The organism is Homoserinibacter gongjuensis, from assembly GCF_030161875.1.
Lineage (GTDB): Bacteria > Actinomycetota > Actinomycetes > Actinomycetales > Microbacteriaceae > Homoserinibacter > Homoserinibacter gongjuensis.
The window spans coordinates 1622053-1640373 of record NZ_BSVA01000001.1; the positions used below are offsets into that span (position 1 = coordinate 1622053).

Consider the following 18321-nt stretch of genomic DNA (forward strand, 5'->3'; position numbering starts at 1 on the left):
ATGGACCGTGTCGTCGTCGGCGATACGCTCCGAGATAACGACTTCGTAACCGGCGCATCCGCATCTTGCGCGATGTTTGTTCGTACGCTTTACTAACAAACATGCCCGCACCCGAAGCGCAGCGCAGCGCTCTCCGTGCCCTTCGCCCCTCGGCGAAGGTGCTCCCCGAGCACGCGCGTCGTCACAACCGCTCGCTGGTGCTGCAGAACCTCTACCGCGGCGGCCTCCAGAGCCGCGCCGACCTGGCCCGCGAGACCGGCCTCACGCGCGTCACGATCTCCGATCTGGTCGCCGAGCTCATCGCCGACGGCCTCGTCGTCGAGACCGGGCAGCGCGACGAGGGTCGCCCGGGCAAGCCCGCGATCCTGCTCGACATCAACCGTGAGGGCTACCGCATCATCGGCGTCGACCTCTCCGACGCGGGTGTGTTCCGGGGTGCCGTGCTCGACATCGACGGCCAGGTCGTCACCCGCAGCGAGCTCGCGACCGATGGGGCCGAGGGCGCCGAGGTCACCGCGATCCTCGTGCAGCTCGTGCGCGACCTCGTGGCGTCGGTCGACATCCCGATCCTCGGCATCGGAATCGGCTCGCCCGGCATCGTCGACCTCGCCGGCACCGTGCTCTCCGCCCCCAACCTCGGCTGGACCGACGTGGCGCTGCAGGGAATCCTGGAGGCCGCGACCGACCTGCCGGTGCTCGTGGCGAACGACGCCAACGCCGCAGCCCTCGCCGAGCACAGCTTCGGGGATGCCATGGGCGACTTCATGGTCATCCGCGTGGGCCGCGGCGTCGGCGCCGGCCTCATCCTGGGCGGGCGTCCCGTCTACGGCAGCCGCTTCGCCGCCGGCGAGCTCGGCCACGTCGTGGTCGGCACCGACGGTGGCGACCTCTGCGTGTGCGGTAAGCACGGATGCCTCGAGACGTGGCTCTCGGTGCCGCGCCTCACCGCGGGGCTCGCCGCCGCATCCGATGCCGACGCGCGCGATGCCCTGCTGCGCACCGCGGGTGAGCGTCTCGGCATCGCCCTCGCGCCGGTCGTCGGCGCCCTCAATCTCGACGAGGTCGTCATCAGCGGCCCCGTCGAACTGCTCGACGGTCCGCTCACCCAGGCGGCCATCGAGACCTTCCGTGCCCGCACGATGGCCGAGTTCCACGGCGATCTGACGGTACGGATGTCCCACCTCGGCCAGGACATCGTCATGCGCGGCGCCGCCGCCATGGTCCTGTCGGGGAGGCTCGGGGTCTCCTGACCCGATCAACGCAACATCCCTGCACCATGCGGTGTCGCCACCCGGCAACAGCGCAATTCAATGAAGAAGGAAGCACCAATGAAGCGAAAGATCGCAAGCATCGCCGCGGCGACTGCTGCGCTCGTCGTCCTCGCGGGCTGCTCGACCCCGTCGGAAGCCCCGAACCCGGACGACGCCAAGGGCCAGAACATCACCTTTTGGCTGATGGGGGTGACACCCCGGACACTCTCCGTGACTACCTGAAGACCGAGTACAAGAAGGCGACCGGGGGCACCCTGACCATTGAAGAGCAGGGTTGGGGTGACGCTCTCGCGAAGCTTCAGACCGCCCTGCCCGATGCCGACAATACTCCCGACGTCACCGAGATCGGCAACACCTGGTCGCCGACGTTCACCAACGTCGGCGCCTTCAGCGACATCTCCGACATGTACGACGAGCTCGGGGGCGACAAGCTGCTGACGTCGTTCGTCGACGTGGGCAAGGTCGACGGCAAGAACTACGCGCTTCCGTACTACTTCGGATCGCGCTACGTGTTCTACCGCAAGGACCTCTACGCCGCTGCCGGTGTCGAGGTGCCGACGACCCTGCCGCAGCTCACCGAGATCGCGCAGAAGCTGCACAACGACTCGACGTCCGGGTTCTACCTCGGCGGCGAGGACTGGCGCAACGGCGTCTCGTGGATCTTCGCCTATGGCGGAGACCTCGCGAAGCAGGACGGCGACCAGTGGAAGTCGAGCCTCTCCGACCCGAAGTCGATCGAGGGACTCGAGGCGCTGCAGGAGCTCTACACCTCGGCGTCGAACGCTCCCGTCACGGAGGCCGACAGCACCCCGTGGGTGAACATCAACACCCAGCCCGAGGCCGCAGGCCCCGAGGCCGCCACGATCATCGCACCCGGATGGGCGCACTGGTCGATCGGCGACCTGGCTCCCGACCCCAAGGACGACACCAAGCAGGTCGCCACGTGGAACGACGAGGTATTCGGTGCCTACGTGCTCCCCGGTGTCGACGGCGGTGTCGCCCCGGTGTTCGCGGGTGGCTCCAACATCGCGATCTCGGCCTCCTCGAAGAACCAGGCCGGTGCGCGCGAGCTCATGAAGATCATCTTCAGCAAGGAGTACCAGGAGATGCTCGGGGCGAACGGTCTGGGACCTGCCAACTCGGACTACGTCTCGTCGCTCGGTGACGACCAGTTCGCGAAGGCGCTCATCGAGTCGGCTCTCGGTTCGAAGCTCACCCCGGCCGCCGTCGGCTGGGCGGGCGTCGAGGGCTCCGGCCTGCTCGAGGAGTTCTTCGGCAAGGTGAACGCGGGCGGCGACGTCGCCTCGCTCGCCGCGGAGTACGACAAGAAGATCGACGAGCTCATCAACAAGAGCTGACATCGTCTGCCGGTCGGGCAGCGTGCAGTCGCTGCGCTGCCCGACCGGCACCCTCTCCACCTCAACCCGAAAGCCCCATGAAGGGAGGATCCCGCATGTCCGCACCCACCCGAACCCCGGCCCGGGCCCGCATGTCGTCACCGGCACCCGGCCCCCGCATCCAGCCGCGGCGCACGACGGGCGTCCCCTACGTGCTGATCGTGCCGGCCCTCATCGCCCTCTTGCTGGGCCTCGGGTATCCGCTCATCTGGCAGATCGTCACCTCGTTCCAGAAGTACGGTCTGTCGCAGCAGTTCGGCAAGCCACCGGAGTTCGTCGGCTTCGACAACTTCGCCAATCTCGTGTGGGACGGCGAGTTCTGGGCGGTGCTCGTGCGCTCCCTGCTGTTCTGCGTCGTCACCGCCGCCGTCACCGTCGTGATCGGCGTGCTCATGGCCGTGCTCATGAACGCCGTGGGTCGGACCGTGCGTCTCATCCTGCAGATCTCGATGCTCTTCGCGTGGGCGATGCCGGTCGCGGCGGCCACCACGGTGTTCATCTGGCTCTTCGACCGCCGTCGCGGGGTCGTCAACTACCTGCTCGATGCGATCCCGGGCGTCGACATGAACCGCTACGACTGGCTCGGCAACCCGCTCACCTTCTTCTTCGTCGCGAGCGTGCTCATCATCTGGATGTCGGTGCCGTTCGTGTCGTTCGCCATCTACGCGGGTCTCACCCAGATCTCCGAGGAGGTCATGGAGGCCGCCCAGATCGACGGCGCGGGTGCGTGGCAGCGCTTCCGTCGAATCATCCTGCCGATGGTGCGCCCCGTGCTCTCCATCGTGCTGCTGCTGCAGCTCATCTGGGATCTGCGGGTGTTCGCGCAGATCACCCTGCTCAAGGACGCCGGCTCGAAGTCCGGCGACTTCGACCTGCTCGGCACCTACATCTACAAGCTCGGCACGGCAACGGGCGACTTCGGTATGGCAAGCGCCGTCTCGATCGTCGTGCTGCTCGTCACCCTCGCCATCAGCTGGGTGTACGTGCGTGAGCTCATCAAGGAGGATGAGGCACAGTGACCGCCGTCAAGACCGGGCGCATCGCCCTTAGCGCGCTCGCGATCGTGCTCGCGATCGTATGGATCTTCCCCGTCTACTGGATGGCCAACTCGGCCTTCATCTCCACAGCCGTGCTGCAGCAGTTCACGCCGCACTTCTTCCCCGGTGAGTACTTCACGTTCGCGAACTTCACCGGCGCGATCTCCGACGGCTCGTTCTTCGGAGCGCTCGGCATGAGCGTCACGATCACGCTCATCGTGGTGGCGGTGTGCCTCGTGTTCGCGTTCCTCGGTGCGGTGGCCATCAGCCGCTTCAAGTTCCGCGGGCGCAAGAGCTTCGTGCTCGCCCTGCTGCTCATCCAGATGCTGCCGGCAGAGGGTCTCTTCATCGCGCAGTACAAGATGGTCTCCTCCGTGGGGCTGCTCAACACCGTGCTCGGCGTGAGCGTCATCTACATCGCGGCCGTCATCCCGTTCACGGTGTGGATGCTGCGCGGCTTCGTCGCGGGCGTGCCCGCCGAGCTCGAGGAGGCCGCCATGGTCGACGGACTCAGCCGCTTCCAGGCCTTCATGCGCATCACGTTCCCGCTGCTCGCCCCGGGGCTCGTCGCATCCGGTGTCTACGCCTTCCTGCAGGCGTGGAACGAGTTCACGGTCGCGGTCGTGCTGCTGCCCGCCGAGGCGGCGCAGACCCTGCCGCTCTGGCTGCGTGGTTTCGTGCAGGCCTCGGCCACCCGCGAGACGGACTGGGGCCAGGTGATGGCCGCGTCGACGATCGTCGCGATCCCGGTGATCGTGTTCTTCCTCATCGTGCAGGGACGCATGACGAGCGGCCTCGTGGGGGGTGCGGTCAAGGGATGATTTCGACGGGCTCAATCCGCGAAGAGCGGATCAGCGCCGCCGCCGCACCCGTGCTGCTGCCCGGCTTCGTGGGTACCGAGCTGCCCGAGTGGCTCGCCGTGCGGCTGCGCGGCGGCCTCGGCGGGGTGTGTCTCTTCGCCGAGAACATCACCTCGCCCGAACAGCTGCGCGCCCTCACGGCGGCGATCCGCGCGGCCAACCCCCGGGCCCTCATCGCGATCGACGAGGAGGGCGGCGACGTCTCGCGCCTGCATGCCGCGACGGGGTCGCCCTACCCGGGCAACGCCGTGCTCGGGCGCATCGACGACACCGAGCTCACGGCATCCGTGGGTGCCGCCGTCGCGACCGAGCTGCGCGCCGCGGGCGTCAACCTCAACTTCGCGCCCGACGCCGACATCAACTCCGACCCCGACAACCCCGTCATCGGCGTGCGCAGCTTCGGAACGGATGCGGCGCTCGTCGCGCGGCACACCGCCGCGTGGGTGGCCGCTCACGAAGCGCAGGGCGTCGCGGTCAGCGCGAAGCACTTCCCGGGGCACGGCGACACCTCGGCCGACTCCCACCACGCGCTCCCCGTCGTCGACCTCCCGCTCGACACGCTGCGGTCGCGGGAGCTCGAGCCCTTCCGCGCCGCGATCGCCGCGGGGGCTCGCACCATCATGTCGAGCCACATCCTGCTGCCGCAGCTCGATGCCGACCAGCCTGCGACCTTCTCGCCGCGGATCCTCGGCGAGCTGCTGCGCGGCGCTGTTGACGAAGGCGGCCTGGGTTTCGACGGTGTCGTCGTCTCCGACGCCCTCGACATGGCGGGTGCCTCGGGCGAGATCGGCATCGCCGCCGCCGCCGTGCGCGCGCTCGCGGGAGGCTGCGACCTGCTCTGCATCGGAACCCGCAACACGGATGCGCAGCTCGCCGAGATCGAGGCGGCGATCGGCGCGGCTGTCGCATCTGGTGCGCTCGCGGCCGACCGGCTCGCGGATGCCGTGGCACGGGTGAGCGCCCTGAGCGTCTCGCTCGAGCAGGCGCCGGAGGCCGCGCCTTCGACGTTCGTTCCCGATGCGGCGCGCATCGCATCCGCGTTCGAGGTGCGTGGCGGCGTCGAGGTGCCTGCCGGCGCGCGTCTCGTGGCTCTCGAGACGACCGCCAACATGGCCGTCGGTGACGTGCCGTGGGGGCTCGCGAGCGCGGGCCTCGCCCCCGAGCGGCTGCGTGAGGGCGACGCCCTGCCGCCGTCGGACGTGCCCTACCTGATCGTCGGCAAAGACAACCACCGCCGCGGCTGGACGCGCGACCTCATCGACCGTGCGCGCGCCGCACAGCCCGCGACCGTCGTGATCGACATGGGCTGGCCAGGCGCCGATCGTGCCTACGCTGACATCGCGACCTTCGGGGCCTCGGCGAGCGTGTCGGCGGCGCTGCGCACGGTGCTGGACGGCACCGTGCAGGACGGGAGATCACGGTGAGGCTCGGGCTCGACATCGGCGGCACCAAGACGGATGCCGTCGCGATCGGCGAAGACGGTCGCGTCGTCGAGACCCTGCGGCTGCCCACGGGCTTCGGCGCCGAGGTCGTGCTGCTGACCGCCGTCTCGGCCGTTGAGCAGCTCGCGCACGCCACCGGAATGCCCATCGCCGAGTTCACCTCGATCGGCATCGGCATCCCCGGCGCGGTCGACGCCGACACCGGCCGAGTGAGCCACGCCGTCAACCTGGGCCTCGCCGACCTCGAGCTCGGCGGGTTGCTGCGCGATCGCCTCGGACGCCCCGTGCGGGTGGAGAACGACGTCAACGCCGCGGCCCTCGGCGCCTTCCACCTGCAGGGCCTCGGCTCGGGCCAGTCGATGGCCTACCTCAACCTCGGCACGGGCCTCGCGGCGGGCCTCGTGCTCGGCGGCGAACTGTGGCGCGGCGTGAGCGGCGTCGCGGGCGAGATCGGGCACATCCCCGTCGACCCCGCCGGTCCCGTCTGCCCGTGCGGGCAGCGCGGCTGCCTCGAGCTGTACGCGTCCGGCTCGGCGGTCGCGCGGCAGTGGCCGAGCGACGACCCGCTTCCGGTGCGTGCGCTGTTCGATGCTGCAGCATCCGGGGATGCGGTGGCCGCGGCCGTGCGCGATCGCGTGCTGCAGGGTGCGGCCGAGGCCGCGCGCCTGCTCGTGCTCACGGTCGACGTCGACGATGTGGTGATCGGAGGCGGCATCAGCCGGCTCGGCGAACCGCTCATCGCGGGGGTGCGCGGCATCATCGCGCGGTGGGAGGCCGACTCGCCCTTCGTCGCCTCGCTGCGACTGGGCGAACGGGTGCGCCTGCTGCCGCCCGACTTCCCCGCCGCAGCCGTGGGCGCAGCCTTCGTGGGCGACCCCGAAGCGAATGCCGTGGAGGTGGTCTGATGGCCGAAGTCGTCATCCTCCCCGGAACGCCGGAAGAGGCCCGCGTGACCGCGGGCGAACTGGCCGCCGGCCTCATCGCGAGTGTCGTGCAGAGCAAGCCGGATGCCGTGCTGGGCCTCGCCACCGGCTCGACCCCGCTGCCCATCTGGAGTGCGCTCGCGCGCCTCGACCTCGACTGGTCACGGGTGCGTGGCTTCGCGCTCGACGAGTACGTCGGGCTGCCGGCCGACCATCCCGAAAGCTACCGCGCGGTCATCACGCGCGAAGTCGTCGACCCCCTCGGCCTCACGCCGTCGCTCGTCCACGTGCCTGGGGACGACGGCGGGCCGATCGCATCCGCGGGCGACCGCTACGAGGCTGCGATCCGTGAGGCCGGGGGCGTCGACATCCAGGTGCTCGGCATCGGGCGCACGGGGCACATCGGCTTCAACGAGCCGGGTTCCTCGTTCGCCTCGCGCACCCGGGTGAAGACGCTGACCGAGGCGACGCGCGCCGACAACGCGCGCTTCTTCGCCTCGGCCGACGAGGTGCCCATGCACTGCCTCACGCAGGGGCTGGGCACGATCCTCGACGCCCGCGCGCTCGTGCTGCTCGCCTTCGGCGAGGCGAAGGCGGATGCCGTGGCCGGCGCGCTCGAGGGCCCCGTGTCGGCGTCGCTGCCGGGTTCCGCGATCCAGCTGCATCCCGAGGTCACGGTGCTGCTCGATGAGGCGGCGGCCTCGAAGCTGCGCTTCGCCGACTACTACCGCTACGCCTGGGACAACCGCCCCGACTGGGCGCGCTGACGCGCAGAACTCAGCTGGTTGAGGAGCCCGCGAAGCGGGCGTCTCGAAACCAGCCCACAGGCACTCACGCCAGGCGCGACCCCGCGTTCCATACGTCGCTCAGATCCGTGACGTGCGCACGCGGGCGCGTCTCGTCCTGATCCCTGAGTGCAGGTAGAGCACGCCCGCCACGAGATACCAGCATGCGTTCAGCACCCATGGTGACGGAGCCGCGACGTAGAGCGGCAGCGTCAGCGCGGCGTTCAGCACTCCGAGCGACCCCAGCACGAGCGCCGAGCGCGCGCCTCCTGTCATCCGCCACCACGGCCGCGGCGGCGCCACCGCCTCATCGCGGCCGCGGAAGATGCGCACCCCCAGCGACAGCGATGCTGTATCCCACGCGAGCAGGGTGGCGACGATAATGGCGTCCGCGACACCGCTGAGGATGACGTTCGCGAGCACGACGCCGAATCCATACCAGACCACGACGTAGGCGAGCTTGACCCACACGTTCGTGATCCGCAGCGGCGACGATGTCATTCGCCCATCCTGGCGCACGCCGAGGTGCTTGGAGTCGGGAGGCGACATCGATGCTGGGCCGGCTGAGGCGACGGCGGTTTCGAGACGCGTGCCGCCTGCGGCGACCCGCTCCTCAACCACCTGGGCTTCAGCATCAGCTGGTTGAGGAGCGGCGGAGCCGCGTCTCGAAACCAGCGCCACGCACTACCCGAGCCGCGCACCCGCGGCCCACACGCCCGCGACGTGGCCCTCCGCGTCGAGCACCACGGCATCGGCGGCGTAGCCGGGCTCGAAGAGGCCGAGGCGGTCACCGTAGCCGAGCGCGCGGGCCGGTACCGACGTCACGGCGGCCACGGCATCCGGCCACGACAGACCCACGACGTCGACGGCGCGGCGCAGCGCCGCGTCGAGCGTGAGGGTCGACCCGGCGATCGTGTCGGTGCCCGACAGCACGGCGAGACCGTCGCGCACGGTCACGTTGAGTTCACCGAGGCGATAGTGGCCGTCTTCGCTTCCCGCGGCGGCCATCGAGTCGGTGATGAACGCCACCCGGCCGGGCGCCTCGTCGAGCGTGAGCGCCACCACCTGCTCGTGCACGTGGTAGCCGTCGAGCACGATCTCGAGCGTCACGCGCGGGTCCGACAGCGCCGCGACGATGGGGCCCGGCGCGCGATGGTGGATGCCGTTCATGGCGTTGTAGGCATGTGTCAGAATGCTGGCCCCGCGGTCGAACGCGCGCGCGGCGGTGTCGTAGTCGGCCTCGGTGTGCCCGATCGCGACCGTGACGCCTGCCGCGAGGAAGCAGTCGATGGCGTTGTCGGCGCCGGGTAGCTCGGGGGCGATGGTGATCTGCCGCACGGCACCGTCGCCGGCCTCGATGAGCTCGTCGACCGTGATCTGGTCGGGCTCGCGCAGGTAGTCGACATGGTGAGCGCCGCGTCGCGCGGGGGCGAGGAACGGACCCTCGAGGTGCGCGCCCAGCACGAGCGGGTCGCGCGCGGCACGGGCGGCGACCCCGGCGAGCCCCGCGCGGAGGACTGCGAGCGGGTTCGCGACGAGCGAGATGACCGAGCGCGTCACACCGTGCGCACGATGCGTCGCGAGCGCCGCATCGAGGGCCTCCCCGCCGTCGTCGTAGGAGTGCCCGCCGCCGCCGTGGCCGTGGATGTCGACGAAGCCGGGAACCAGCCGCGCACCGTGCAGATCGATGCGCTCAGCGGCATCCGGGGCCTCACCCGTGCCGGTCGCGGCGATGGTGTGCCCGTCGAACAGCAGCCAGCCGTCGGGTCGCTCGCCGCGTTCGTCGGTGAGCAGGGCGGAATGCAGCAGCAGCGTCACGCTCCGAGCGTAGCGAGGGCCTACGTGAAGATGATGGTGCGCGCGCCGTCGAGCAGCACGCGATCCTCCGCGAACCACTTCACGGCCTGGGTGAGGGTGCGGCTTTCCTCGTCTTGCCCGATGGCGACGAGCTCCGAGGGTGCGGGTGTGATCGACCCGCACGATGTTCTGCTCGATGATCGGCCCCTCGTCGAGGTCGCTCGTGACGAAGTGGGCGGTGGCACCGATGATCTTGACGCCGCGCGCATGCGCCTGCCGGTACGGGTTCGCGCCCTTGAAGCCCGGCAGGAAGGAGTGGTGGATGTTGATGACCCGCCCGGCGAGGGTCTCGCACAGCTCGGGCGAGAGGATCTGCATATACCGGGCGAGCACGACGAGCTCGATGTCGTGCTCCTCGACGACCTCGAGCACGCGCTCCTCGAAGGCGAGCTTCTGACCGGGAGTCGTCACCGCATGCGATTCGAACGGCACCCCGTAGAACGCGGCGAGCTCACCGAGGTCCGGATGATTCGACAGCACGAGCGGGATGTCGATACCCAGCTGCCCGGCTCGCTGACGGAACAGCAGGTCGTTGAGGCAGTGGCCCGCCTTCGACACGAGCACGAGGGTGCGCAGCGGGCGACCCACGACATCCAGCTTCCAGGTCATCCCGTACCGTTCGGTGACGGGGAGCAGGGCGGCCTCGACGCGCTCGCGGGAGGCGGTCGTCTCGACCTGCAGGCGCATGAAGAAGGTGCCGGTGTCGTCACTCGAGAACTGCTGCGACTCGGTGATGTTGCCTTGGGCCTCGACGATCGCACCGCTGATGGCGTGCACGATGCCCGGGCGGTCCTCGCACACGAGCGTGAGGATCCAGTGCGTCGACGTCATAGCTCCCCAGCGTAGGCCGTCGGGAGGGGTGCCGAACGCTGCAGCGCTTGCCCCGCCGCGCCCGTGATCACTGCCGCCCGACGCCAACCGCTACAGCGTTTGACACACGGATGCGGCAGCTAGGCTCGTGGCTCGTGAGCACGACGAACGACGGCACCGGGTTTCCCTTCTTCCGCCTCCTCGTGCTCACCGGGGCGATCTTCGCATCCGTCTCGAGCGAGTTCCTGCCCACGGGCCTGCTGCCCGAGATGGCGGCCGAGCTCGGCGTCTCCGAGTCGCGCATCGGGTTGCTCGTGACGGTGTTCGCGGGCACGGTCGTGCTCACCACCGCGCCGCTCACGGTGCTCACCCGCAACTACTCGCGCAAGTGGTTGATGGTGGTTCTGCTCGGGGTCTTCGCGCTCACCAACGTGCTGTGCGCCATCGCGCCGAGCTACGAGTTCCTCGTCGGCGCGCGCATCGTCGGCGGGCTCGCGCACGGGTTGTTCTGGGCGGTGACCGGACCGTATGCGGCCCGGCTGGTTCCCCGGCATCAGCTCGCGCGCGCGATCTCGGTGACGAACGCCGGCGGCACTCTCGCGTTCATCCTCGGCGTGCCGCTCGCCACCTTCCTCGGTCACGCACTCGGATGGCGCCTCGCGTTCGGCGCGATGGCCGCCGTGGTCGTCGTGTTCCTGGTGTTCGTGATCGTCTACCTGCCGCCGGTCGCCCACATCGTGCCGCTCACGACGGGCGAGATCGCGGTGCCGGCTCGCAAGGATCGCTCGCTGCCCGCGGTGCTCATCGTGTGCGTGGCGGTCGTGCTCGTCATCACGGGGCACAACACCTTCTACACCTACATCGCGCCGTGGGCCATCCAGATCGGCGGGGTGGACGAGGCGGGTGTCAGCGGGCTGCTCTTTGTCTACGGCGCCGCGGGTGCGATCGGTCTCGCGCTCGGCGGCGCCTTCGGCGACCGCTTCCCGCGTGGCTCGGTCAACGTCGCGCTCGCGGGCGTCGCGCTCAGCGTGCTCGCGCTCGCGGTCTTCGGCACCTCGGCCCTGCCGGTCGTGATCGGCATGATCGTGTGGAGCATCTTCTTCGGCGGCGTGCCGGCGCTCATGCACACGCGCGTGCTGCATTCCGCATCCGAACGCATCCGGGATCTCGCTGCGGCCTGGCTCACGACGGCGTTCAACGTGGCGATCGGGGGCGGCGCGCTGCTCGGCGGCGTGCTGCTCGACCAGTTCGGCATCGCGGTGCTGCCGTGGATCGCCTCGGCGATCATCGCGGCCGCCCTCGCGTTCGTGCTCGCGAGCGACCGCGCGCGTCTCGCCGCGCACCGCTGAGCCCCGGCGGCCGCTGCACGACTCAGGAGGGCGTCTGCCCCTCCTCGGTGGCCGAGAACCACCCGACCCACCCATCGCCGTAGGGCACGACCTCGTAGTCGCCGCAGAGGAACACGTCGCCGAGCAGCCCGCCGTCGGGCAGTTCGAGCATGTCGGCGGGCGCCCAGTCGGGTGTCGCGAACGGGAGCCCGCGGCGTTCCGCATCCGCACATCCGACCGGTTGGCTCTCCGAGCTGACGCCCACGACCGACTGCGCCTCGTTGAAGGTGGCGTAGTTGTGCAACTGGGTCGCGTCATCCGGGATCCACGACGGGATGTCGACCCCGACCCAGCCCTCGGCCGCCTCGCTGTAGCTCGCGAACGACTCCTGGTGCACCTTGTGCAGCTCGTCGAGCAGTTGCGAGCAGCCGCTGAGTGCGGCGGCGGCCAGCAGCACCGTCGCGCCCGCGACGATCGGGGTGAGCAGCTGACCCGTGGATGGCATGGTGCGGTTCGACATGCCTCCAGCGAAGCGGATGCGCTTCCGGCGGCGCGTCCCTCGCTCGGCGGAAGCGCGTCAGCCGGTGTGCTGATTTCGGGCCGCCGGCAGCGACCGTCAGGGCCACGGGATGCCGTGCGGGCGCAGGTAGTGCACGCCCTCGGCATCCCAGTGGCGCGCCAGCGTGACGAGGCGCGGCACGAACTCCGCATAGTCGCGTGCCGCCTGCGGGGTCCAGGCGACCTCGGCCATCGCCGCGAGCCGCGGCATCGCCATCTGCTCCACGTCATCCATCGTGCGCAGGGTCTCGGTCCACATCGGCGCCTCGACGCCGAGCAGCTGCTCCTCCTCGACGCCGGGCAGCACCGCGGCCGGATCCCAGCCGTAGGCGTCCTCGATGCGCGTCGGGCCTTTCGCCCAGGTGAGCCCATGAGGCGTCAGGATGTCGTACTTCATGTCGAGGTAGGCGACATCGGCGGGCGACATGATGAGCTGCCCGCCCTGGTCGACGATCGAGCGCGCCTCCGCGGCGTCGTCGCCCTCCGGCTCGAGGTAGCCCCAGTACTGCCCGACGGTGCCGGGTGGCAGCTGGTCCGACTGACCGAGCTGGTGCCAGCCGACAACCGTCTTGCCGGTGTCGGCCGCGATCCCTGCCGCGCGCGCCACGAACGCGCGGTAGTCCTCCGGAGCGGTCGCGTGCGATTCGTCGCCGCCGATGTGCAGATAGGGCCCGGGGTGAGCGCTGCGAGTTCGGTGAGCACGTCCTCGATGACGGCGTACGTCGCCTCGGACCCCGTGTCGAGGCTCGAGAACCCCACCTCGATGCCGGTGTAGGGCTTCGCGACCGTGCCGTCGGGATTGAGCTCGGCGAGTGAGGCGAGAGCCGCATTGGTGTGCCCCGGCATGTCGATCTCGGGCACGATCGTGATGAAGCGCGCGGCGGCGGAGGCGACGATGCGGCGGTAGTCCTCGTGCGTGTAGTAACCGCCCGGGTCACTGTCGACCGCGTAGCGGCCGCCGATCTCGGCGAGCTGCGGATACGCATCGATCGCGATGCGCCAGCCCTGATCGTCGGTGAGATGCAGGTGCAGCACGTTGAGCTTGAGCGCGGCGAGCCGGTCGAGGTAGCGCTCGACGTCGGAGACCGAGAAGAAGTGCCGCGCGACGTCGAGCATGGCCCCGCGGTAGGCGAATCGCGGAGCATCGTGCACGGCGACCGCGGGCACCCGGCTCGCGTCGTCGGCCGCCGGCAGTTGCAGCAGCGTCTGCACGGCCCAGAAGGCGCCGGCCGGCGCGCCCGCCGCGACCTCGATGCCCTCGGCGTCGACCTCGAGGCGGTACTCCTCCTCGTCGAGCGTCGCGTCGAGGGTGAAGCGGATGCGGGGGTTGTCCCCGTCTGCCGACGGTGCGTCGGTCGCCAGCGCAACGTGCGACAGCGCGAGGTGCGCCCGCTCGGCCACCGCATCCGCATAGGCCGCAGCGACCGGATCGAGGCTCGCGTCGTCGGTGGCGATGCTCGTGCCCTCGCTGAGGGTGAAGGGCGCCCCGCCGCGCACCACGAGCTCGACGGGAGCCGGGACGACCGAGACGGGTGCGGCATCCGAGGCTCCGGGGGAGCGGATGCGAGCCCCGCCGCCTGCAGAACACCCACCACGAGGCCTCCCATCGCCAGCGTTGCGAGCCCGGCGAGGCCGAGGGTCGTCGCGGTGCGCATGTCCGGTAGTCTGGCAGGGTCGCGACTGGCGTTCGGGTGGGTCACCATCGGGGAGCGACGAACACGAGGACGGCGGCCGTACGCCTGGGCTGCCCCGCAATGACCGGGTAGTTTTCTCGTGAGCCTAAGGAGCGCCAGTGTCCGTCGAATCCACCTTCCTTTCCCCGTTGGCTGAGGTCGACCCCGAGGTCGCCGCCGCGCTGGAGGCCGAACTCGGTCGCCAGCGCTCGACGCTCGAGATGATCGCCTCCGAGAACTTCGTGCCGCGGGCCGTGCTCGAGGCTCAGGGCTCGGTGCTCACCAACAAGTACGCCGAGGGCTACCCCGGTCGCCGTTACTACGGCGGATGCGAGTTCGTCGACGTGGTCGAGACCCTCGCCATCGAGCGTGCCAAGCAGCTCTTCGGCGCCGCCTACGCCAACGTGCAGCCGCATTCCGGTGCCTCCGCCAACGCCGCCGTGCTGTCGGCCATCGCGCAGCCCGGCGACCGCATCTTGGGCCTCGAGCTCGCGCACGGCGGGCACCTCACGCACGGTATGAAGCTCAACTTCTCCGGCAAGCTCTACGAGGCCCACTCCTACAAGGTCGACCCCCAGACGTTCCGCGTCGACATGGATGAGGTGCGCCGCGCCGCCCTCGAGGTGCAGCCGCAGGTGATCATCGCCGGCTGGTCGGCCTACCCGCGCCAGCTCGACTTCGCGGCGTTCCGGGCGATCGCCGACGAGGTGGGCGCCAAGCTCTGGGTCGACATGGCGCACTTCGCGGGGCTCGTGGCCGCGGGCCTGCACCCTCGCCCGTGCCGCACGCGCACGTCACGAGCTCGACCGTGCACAAGACGATCGGCGGACCGCGCTCGGGCTTCATTCTCAGCAACGACGAAGACATCGCCAAGAAGATCAACTCGAACGTCTTCCCCGGTCAGCAGGGCGGGCCGCTCATGCACGTCATCGCGGCGAAGGCCACGGCGTTCAAGCTCGCGGGCACCGATGAGTTCCGTGACCGCCAGGAGCGCACCGTGCGGGGTGCGGCGATCCTCGCGGAGCGGCTCACGGCATCCGATGCGAAGGCCGCCGGGGTGGACGTGCTCACGGGCGGCACCGACGTGCACCTCGTGCTCGTCGACCTGCGCGAGTCGGAGTTCACGGGCAAGGATGCCGAGAACCGGCTGCACGAGGTGGGCATCACCGTCAACAAGAACTCGGTGCCGAACGACCCGCGCCCGCCGATGGTGACCTCAGGAGTGCGCATCGGAACCCCGGCGCTCGCCACGCGCGGCTTCGGCGATGCGGAGTTCACCGAGGTGGCCGACATGATCGCGCTCGCCCTGCAGCCGGATGCCGACATCCCGGCCCTGCGCGCGCGCGTCGCGACGCTGGCAGACGCCTTCCCGCTCTACGAGGGCCTCACCTCGCCCACCACCTGGGCCTGACCATCCCGCCAGGGTCCGCGAGAGTACGCGCTTTTGCGGGCTGTGGCCTCGTTTTGGCCCCAAAAGTACGTACTTTCACGGAGATGACATGAGCGCACGGGTACTCGACGGGATCGCGACGGCGAGCGCGATCAAAGGCGAGCTGAAGGAGCGGGTGGCGGTGCTCGCGGAGCGGGGCGTCGTTCCCGGTCTCGGCACGCTCCTCGTGGGCAGCGATCCCGGCTCGGTGAGCTACGTCACCGGCAAGCACCGCGACTCGGCCGAGGTCGGCATCCGCTCCATCCGCGAGGAACTGCCGGCGGATGCGAGCGAAGCGGATGTGCGCGCGGCGATCGCCCGCCTGAACGCGAATCCCGAGGTCACCGGCTACATCGTGCAGCTGCCGCTGCCGAAGGGCATCGACGAGAACGCGATGCTCGAGCTGATCGACCCCGACAAGGACGCCGACGGCCTGCACCCCACCAACCTGGGCCGCCTCGTGCTCGGGGTCGAGGGCGAGCTGCACTCGCCGCTGCCGTGCACCCCCGCGGGTGTCGTCGAACTGCTGCGTCGGCACGACGTGCCGATCGCGGGCCGACACGTGACGATCATCGGCCGAGGGCTCACCGTGGGCCGCCCGCTCGGGCTCGTCTTCACCCGCAAGGGCGTGGACGCGACCGTCACGCTCACGCACTCGCGTACGACCGACATCGCATCCGAGGTCGCGCGCGCGGATATCGTGGTCGCCGCCGTCGGGGTGCCGCACTTCGTGAAGCCCGAGTGGGTGAAGCCGGGTGCGGCCGTGCTGGATGTCGGGGTCACCCGCGTCGGCACCACCGAGTCGGGGCGCGCCAAGCTCGCGGGGGATGTGCATCCGGATGTCGCCGAGGTCGCCGGGTGGCTCTCGCCCAACCCCGGCGGAGTGGGGCCGATGACCCGCGCGATGCTCATCGCGAACGTCGTGGAGGCGGCGGAGCGCCGGGGCTAGCGACGCTTCGCGGGGAGCGGATTCGGTTTGCGGACGCATGCCCCCGCGTATCGCCTGGCGGCGATGCGCTCCCGCCCGGCCCGATGCCAGCGTCCGCAAACCGAATCCGCGCCCCCGCTCCGCTCGACGGACCCACTCAGGTGGCCCGGGAGCGGCGCGCGTCGGAGGCTTCGAGACGCGGCGCTGCGCGCCGCTCCTCAGCCACCTTGGCAGTCCGCTCCAGCAGCCACCTCGGCAGTCCGCTGCAGCAGCCACCTTGGCAGTCCGCTACAGCGCCGACGCCTTGTCGAGCAGCACCTGACGCTCGCGGTCGTTCGCGGCGAGGGATGCGGCGGTCGTCAGCTCGCTGCGGGCCTCCTCGACGCGTCCGAGCCGCGCGAGCAGCTCGCCGCGCACGCTCGGCAGCAGGTGCGAACCGCGCAGCGCTCCCTCGGATGCGAGCTGGTCGACGATCCTGAGCGCCGTGGCGGGGCCCGTCGCCATCGCGACCGCGACGGCGCGGTTGAGCTCCACCACGGGGCTCGGAGCGATGCGTCCGAGCGCCTCGTAGAGCACGACGATGCGCTCCCAATCGGTGGCCTCGACGCTCGGAGCGACGGCATGGCACGCGGCGATCGCCGCCTGCAGCGCGTACGGACCGCGCCCACGGCCGAGCGCGTCACAACGCGCGAGCGCCTCCCGACCGCGCTGGATCTGCGCCCGGTCCCACCTCCGCCGGTCCTGATCGGTGAGCAGCACGGGCGCCCCCGTCGCATCCGTCCGCGCCGCGAAGCGCGAGCGCTGCAGCTCGAGCAGCGCGACGAGACCGTGCACCTCCGGCTCGCGCGGCAGCAGCCCGGCGAGCATGCGTGCGAGACGCACCGCCTCATCCGCGAGCTCGGGTCGCATCCAGCGTTCCCCGCGGTCGCGGCGTAGCCCTCCGTGAACATCAGGTAGACGACCCCGAGCACGGCGCCGAGCCGTTCCGGCCACTCGCGCGGCTCGGGCAGCTCGAACGGCACGGATGCCGCCTGCAGCGTCTTCTTCGCCCGCACGATGCGCTGTTGCACCGTTGCGACCGGCACGAGGAAGAGCCGTGCGATCTCCTCACTCGTCAGGCTCCCCACCACCCGCAAGGTCAGTGCGAGCTGCGCCTCCCGGGAGAGCACCGGATGGCATGCCGTGAAGACGAGCCGCAGCACGTCATCCGGGATCGGCTCCCAGACGTCGTCGACGCCCTCGTCGAGTTCGTTGGCGAGCAGCCGGTAGCGCTCGGTGAGCTTCTCGCGCCGCCGCCACGCGTCGATCGCGCGCCGCTTGCCGACGCTCGTGAGCCAGGCTCCCGGGTTGTTCGGGACCCCGGTGCGGCCCCAGCTCTCGAGCGCCTCGGCGAGCGCCTCCTGCGCGAGGTCCTCGGCGTCGCCGACATCCCCCGTGTACCGAGCGAGGGTGGCGACCACCCGCGCGCCGTCGATGCGCCAGACGGCATCGACGGCGCGCCGGATGTCGGTCATGGTCGGAGCTTCCGGCCGAGCCTCAGCGGCCGTCCGCCCGCCACTCCTTCTCCTTCTGCACGTACTCGTTGTCGGCGAAGTCGGCGAAGTCGGTCTCGTCGGTCACCCGCCGCACCTCGAGCTTGTTGCCCGGTCCGAGCGGCGCGCGGCGCGCCCACTCGGCGGCTTCCTCGCGGCTCGACACCTCGACGAGCCAGAAGCCGTTGAACAGCTCATGGGTCTCGCCGTAGGGCCCGTCGGTCACGACGGGCGGCTGGGTGCTGAAGTCGACGACGAAGCCCTGCTCGGCATCCGTCAGACCGTCGCCACCCACGAGCACGCCGGCTTCGATCATCGACTCGTTGTAGGCGCCCATCGCGTTGATGATCGCCTCGAAGTCCTGCTCCTTCGATGCCGCGACGGCCTCGTCGGTGCTGCGCATGATCAGCATGTACTTCACGGTGTTCTCCCTCGTTCGTGGGGCCGCTGATGCGTCCCTCTACTATCCATGTCGAACGAGGGTCAGGGGA

15 protein-coding genes, 4 pseudogenes and 1 riboswitch are annotated in these 18321 nt (G+C 70.3%); of the genes and pseudogenes, 11 read left to right on the forward strand and 8 right to left on the reverse strand.

What is annotated here, in order from left to right:
- The first annotated feature begins 101 nt into the window (after positions 1–101).
- From QQK29_RS08730 to QQK29_RS08765, 8 genes are all read left to right on the forward strand, one after another.
- Positions 102–1250 (forward strand): ROK family transcriptional regulator, encoded by a 1149-nt coding sequence (locus QQK29_RS08730; protein WP_284299559.1) that lies wholly within the window; start codon positions 102–104, stop codon positions 1248–1250.
- Between the two features lie 78 nt (positions 1251–1328).
- On the forward strand, positions 1329–1493 hold the full coding sequence (locus QQK29_RS08735; protein ID WP_284299561.1) for a hypothetical protein: 165 nt from the start codon (positions 1329–1331) through the stop codon (positions 1491–1493).
- A complete protein-coding gene (locus QQK29_RS08740) occupies positions 1448–2629 on the forward strand; it encodes an extracellular solute-binding protein (protein WP_284299563.1) in 1182 nt (393 codons plus the stop codon). The genes QQK29_RS08735 and QQK29_RS08740 overlap by 46 nt, the downstream gene beginning before the upstream one ends.
- Positions 2630–2724: 95 nt before the next feature.
- Positions 2725–3687 (forward strand): carbohydrate ABC transporter permease, encoded by a 963-nt coding sequence (locus tag QQK29_RS08745; RefSeq protein ID WP_284299566.1) that lies wholly within the window; start codon positions 2725–2727, stop codon positions 3685–3687.
- A complete protein-coding gene (locus QQK29_RS08750) occupies positions 3684–4526 on the forward strand; it encodes a carbohydrate ABC transporter permease (RefSeq protein ID WP_284299568.1) in 843 nt (280 codons plus the stop codon). The genes QQK29_RS08745 and QQK29_RS08750 overlap by 4 nt, the downstream gene beginning before the upstream one ends.
- A complete protein-coding gene (locus QQK29_RS08755; protein WP_284299570.1) occupies positions 4523–5989 on the forward strand; it encodes a glycoside hydrolase family 3 protein in 1467 nt (488 codons plus the stop codon). Before QQK29_RS08750 ends, QQK29_RS08755 begins: the two co-directional genes overlap by 4 nt.
- Positions 5986–6912 carry an ROK family protein gene (locus QQK29_RS08760; RefSeq protein WP_284299572.1) on the forward strand — a complete coding sequence of 309 codons (927 nt, stop codon included), beginning with the start codon at positions 5986–5988 and terminating at the stop codon, positions 6910–6912. Before QQK29_RS08755 ends, QQK29_RS08760 begins: the two co-directional genes overlap by 4 nt.
- A complete protein-coding gene (locus QQK29_RS08765; RefSeq protein WP_284299574.1) occupies positions 6912–7697 on the forward strand; it encodes a glucosamine-6-phosphate deaminase in 786 nt (261 codons plus the stop codon). Before QQK29_RS08760 ends, QQK29_RS08765 begins: the two co-directional genes overlap by 1 nt.
- A gap of 99 nt (positions 7698–7796) precedes the next feature.
- Here the strand turns inward: QQK29_RS08765 and QQK29_RS08770 are convergent, their stop codons facing one another.
- The 3 genes and pseudogenes from QQK29_RS08770 to purU all read right to left on the reverse strand — a co-directional run bounded on the left by QQK29_RS08770 (position 7797) and on the right by purU (position 10403).
- Positions 7797–8216 carry a hypothetical protein gene (locus tag QQK29_RS08770; RefSeq protein WP_284299576.1) on the reverse strand — a complete coding sequence of 140 codons (420 nt, stop codon included), beginning with the start codon at positions 8214–8216 and terminating at the stop codon, positions 7797–7799.
- 183 nt (positions 8217–8399) lie between these two features.
- Positions 8400–9611 carry an N-acetylglucosamine-6-phosphate deacetylase gene (gene nagA, locus QQK29_RS08775; RefSeq protein ID WP_431308672.1) on the reverse strand — a complete coding sequence of 404 codons (1212 nt, stop codon included), beginning with the start codon at positions 9609–9611 and terminating at the stop codon, positions 8400–8402.
- Positions 9554–10403, reverse strand: a pseudogene (purU, locus tag QQK29_RS08780) (formyltetrahydrofolate deformylase). Before purU ends, nagA begins: the two are co-directional and overlap by 58 nt.
- Before the next feature lie 134 nt (positions 10404–10537).
- Between purU and QQK29_RS08785 the strand changes: the two are divergent.
- On the forward strand, positions 10538–11731 hold the full coding sequence (locus tag QQK29_RS08785) for an MFS transporter (protein WP_284299580.1): 1194 nt from the start codon (positions 10538–10540) through the stop codon (positions 11729–11731).
- A gap of 22 nt (positions 11732–11753) precedes the next feature.
- Here the strand turns inward: QQK29_RS08785 and QQK29_RS08790 are convergent, their stop codons facing one another.
- From QQK29_RS08790 to QQK29_RS08800, 3 genes and pseudogenes are all read right to left on the reverse strand, one after another.
- Positions 11754–12230, reverse strand: a complete 477-nt coding sequence (locus QQK29_RS08790) for a hypothetical protein (RefSeq protein ID WP_284299582.1) — start codon at positions 12228–12230, stop codon at positions 11754–11756.
- Positions 12231–12326: 96 nt separating this feature from the next.
- Complete coding sequence (locus tag QQK29_RS08795) at positions 12327–12875, reverse strand: family 20 glycosylhydrolase (RefSeq protein WP_284299584.1); 549 nt, start codon at positions 12873–12875, stop codon at positions 12327–12329.
- A 125-nt stretch (positions 12876–13000) separates the two neighbouring features.
- Positions 13001–13768 (reverse strand): annotated as a pseudogene (locus QQK29_RS08800) (family 20 glycosylhydrolase); the annotation flags it as partial.
- 166 nt (positions 13769–13934) lie between these two features.
- Positions 13935–14020: riboswitch (ZMP/ZTP riboswitch) on the forward strand.
- Between the two features lie 40 nt (positions 14021–14060).
- On the opposite strand from QQK29_RS08800, the pseudogene glyA reads away from it, so the two are divergent.
- Positions 14061–15352: pseudogene (gene glyA, locus QQK29_RS08805) on the forward strand (serine hydroxymethyltransferase).
- Between the two features lie 88 nt (positions 15353–15440).
- A complete protein-coding gene (locus tag QQK29_RS08810) occupies positions 15441–16319 on the forward strand; it encodes a bifunctional methylenetetrahydrofolate dehydrogenase/methenyltetrahydrofolate cyclohydrolase (RefSeq protein WP_284299586.1) in 879 nt (292 codons plus the stop codon).
- A 267-nt stretch (positions 16320–16586) separates the two neighbouring features.
- Here QQK29_RS08810 and QQK29_RS08815 read toward each other — a convergent pair.
- Together QQK29_RS08815 and QQK29_RS08820 are read right to left on the reverse strand one after the other, a co-directional pair.
- A pseudogene (locus QQK29_RS08815) lies at positions 16587–17812 on the reverse strand (RNA polymerase sigma factor).
- 22 nt (positions 17813–17834) lie between these two features.
- A complete protein-coding gene (locus QQK29_RS08820; protein ID WP_284299588.1) occupies positions 17835–18251 on the reverse strand; it encodes a YciI family protein in 417 nt (138 codons plus the stop codon).
- Between the last annotated feature and the right edge of the window lie 70 nt (positions 18252–18321).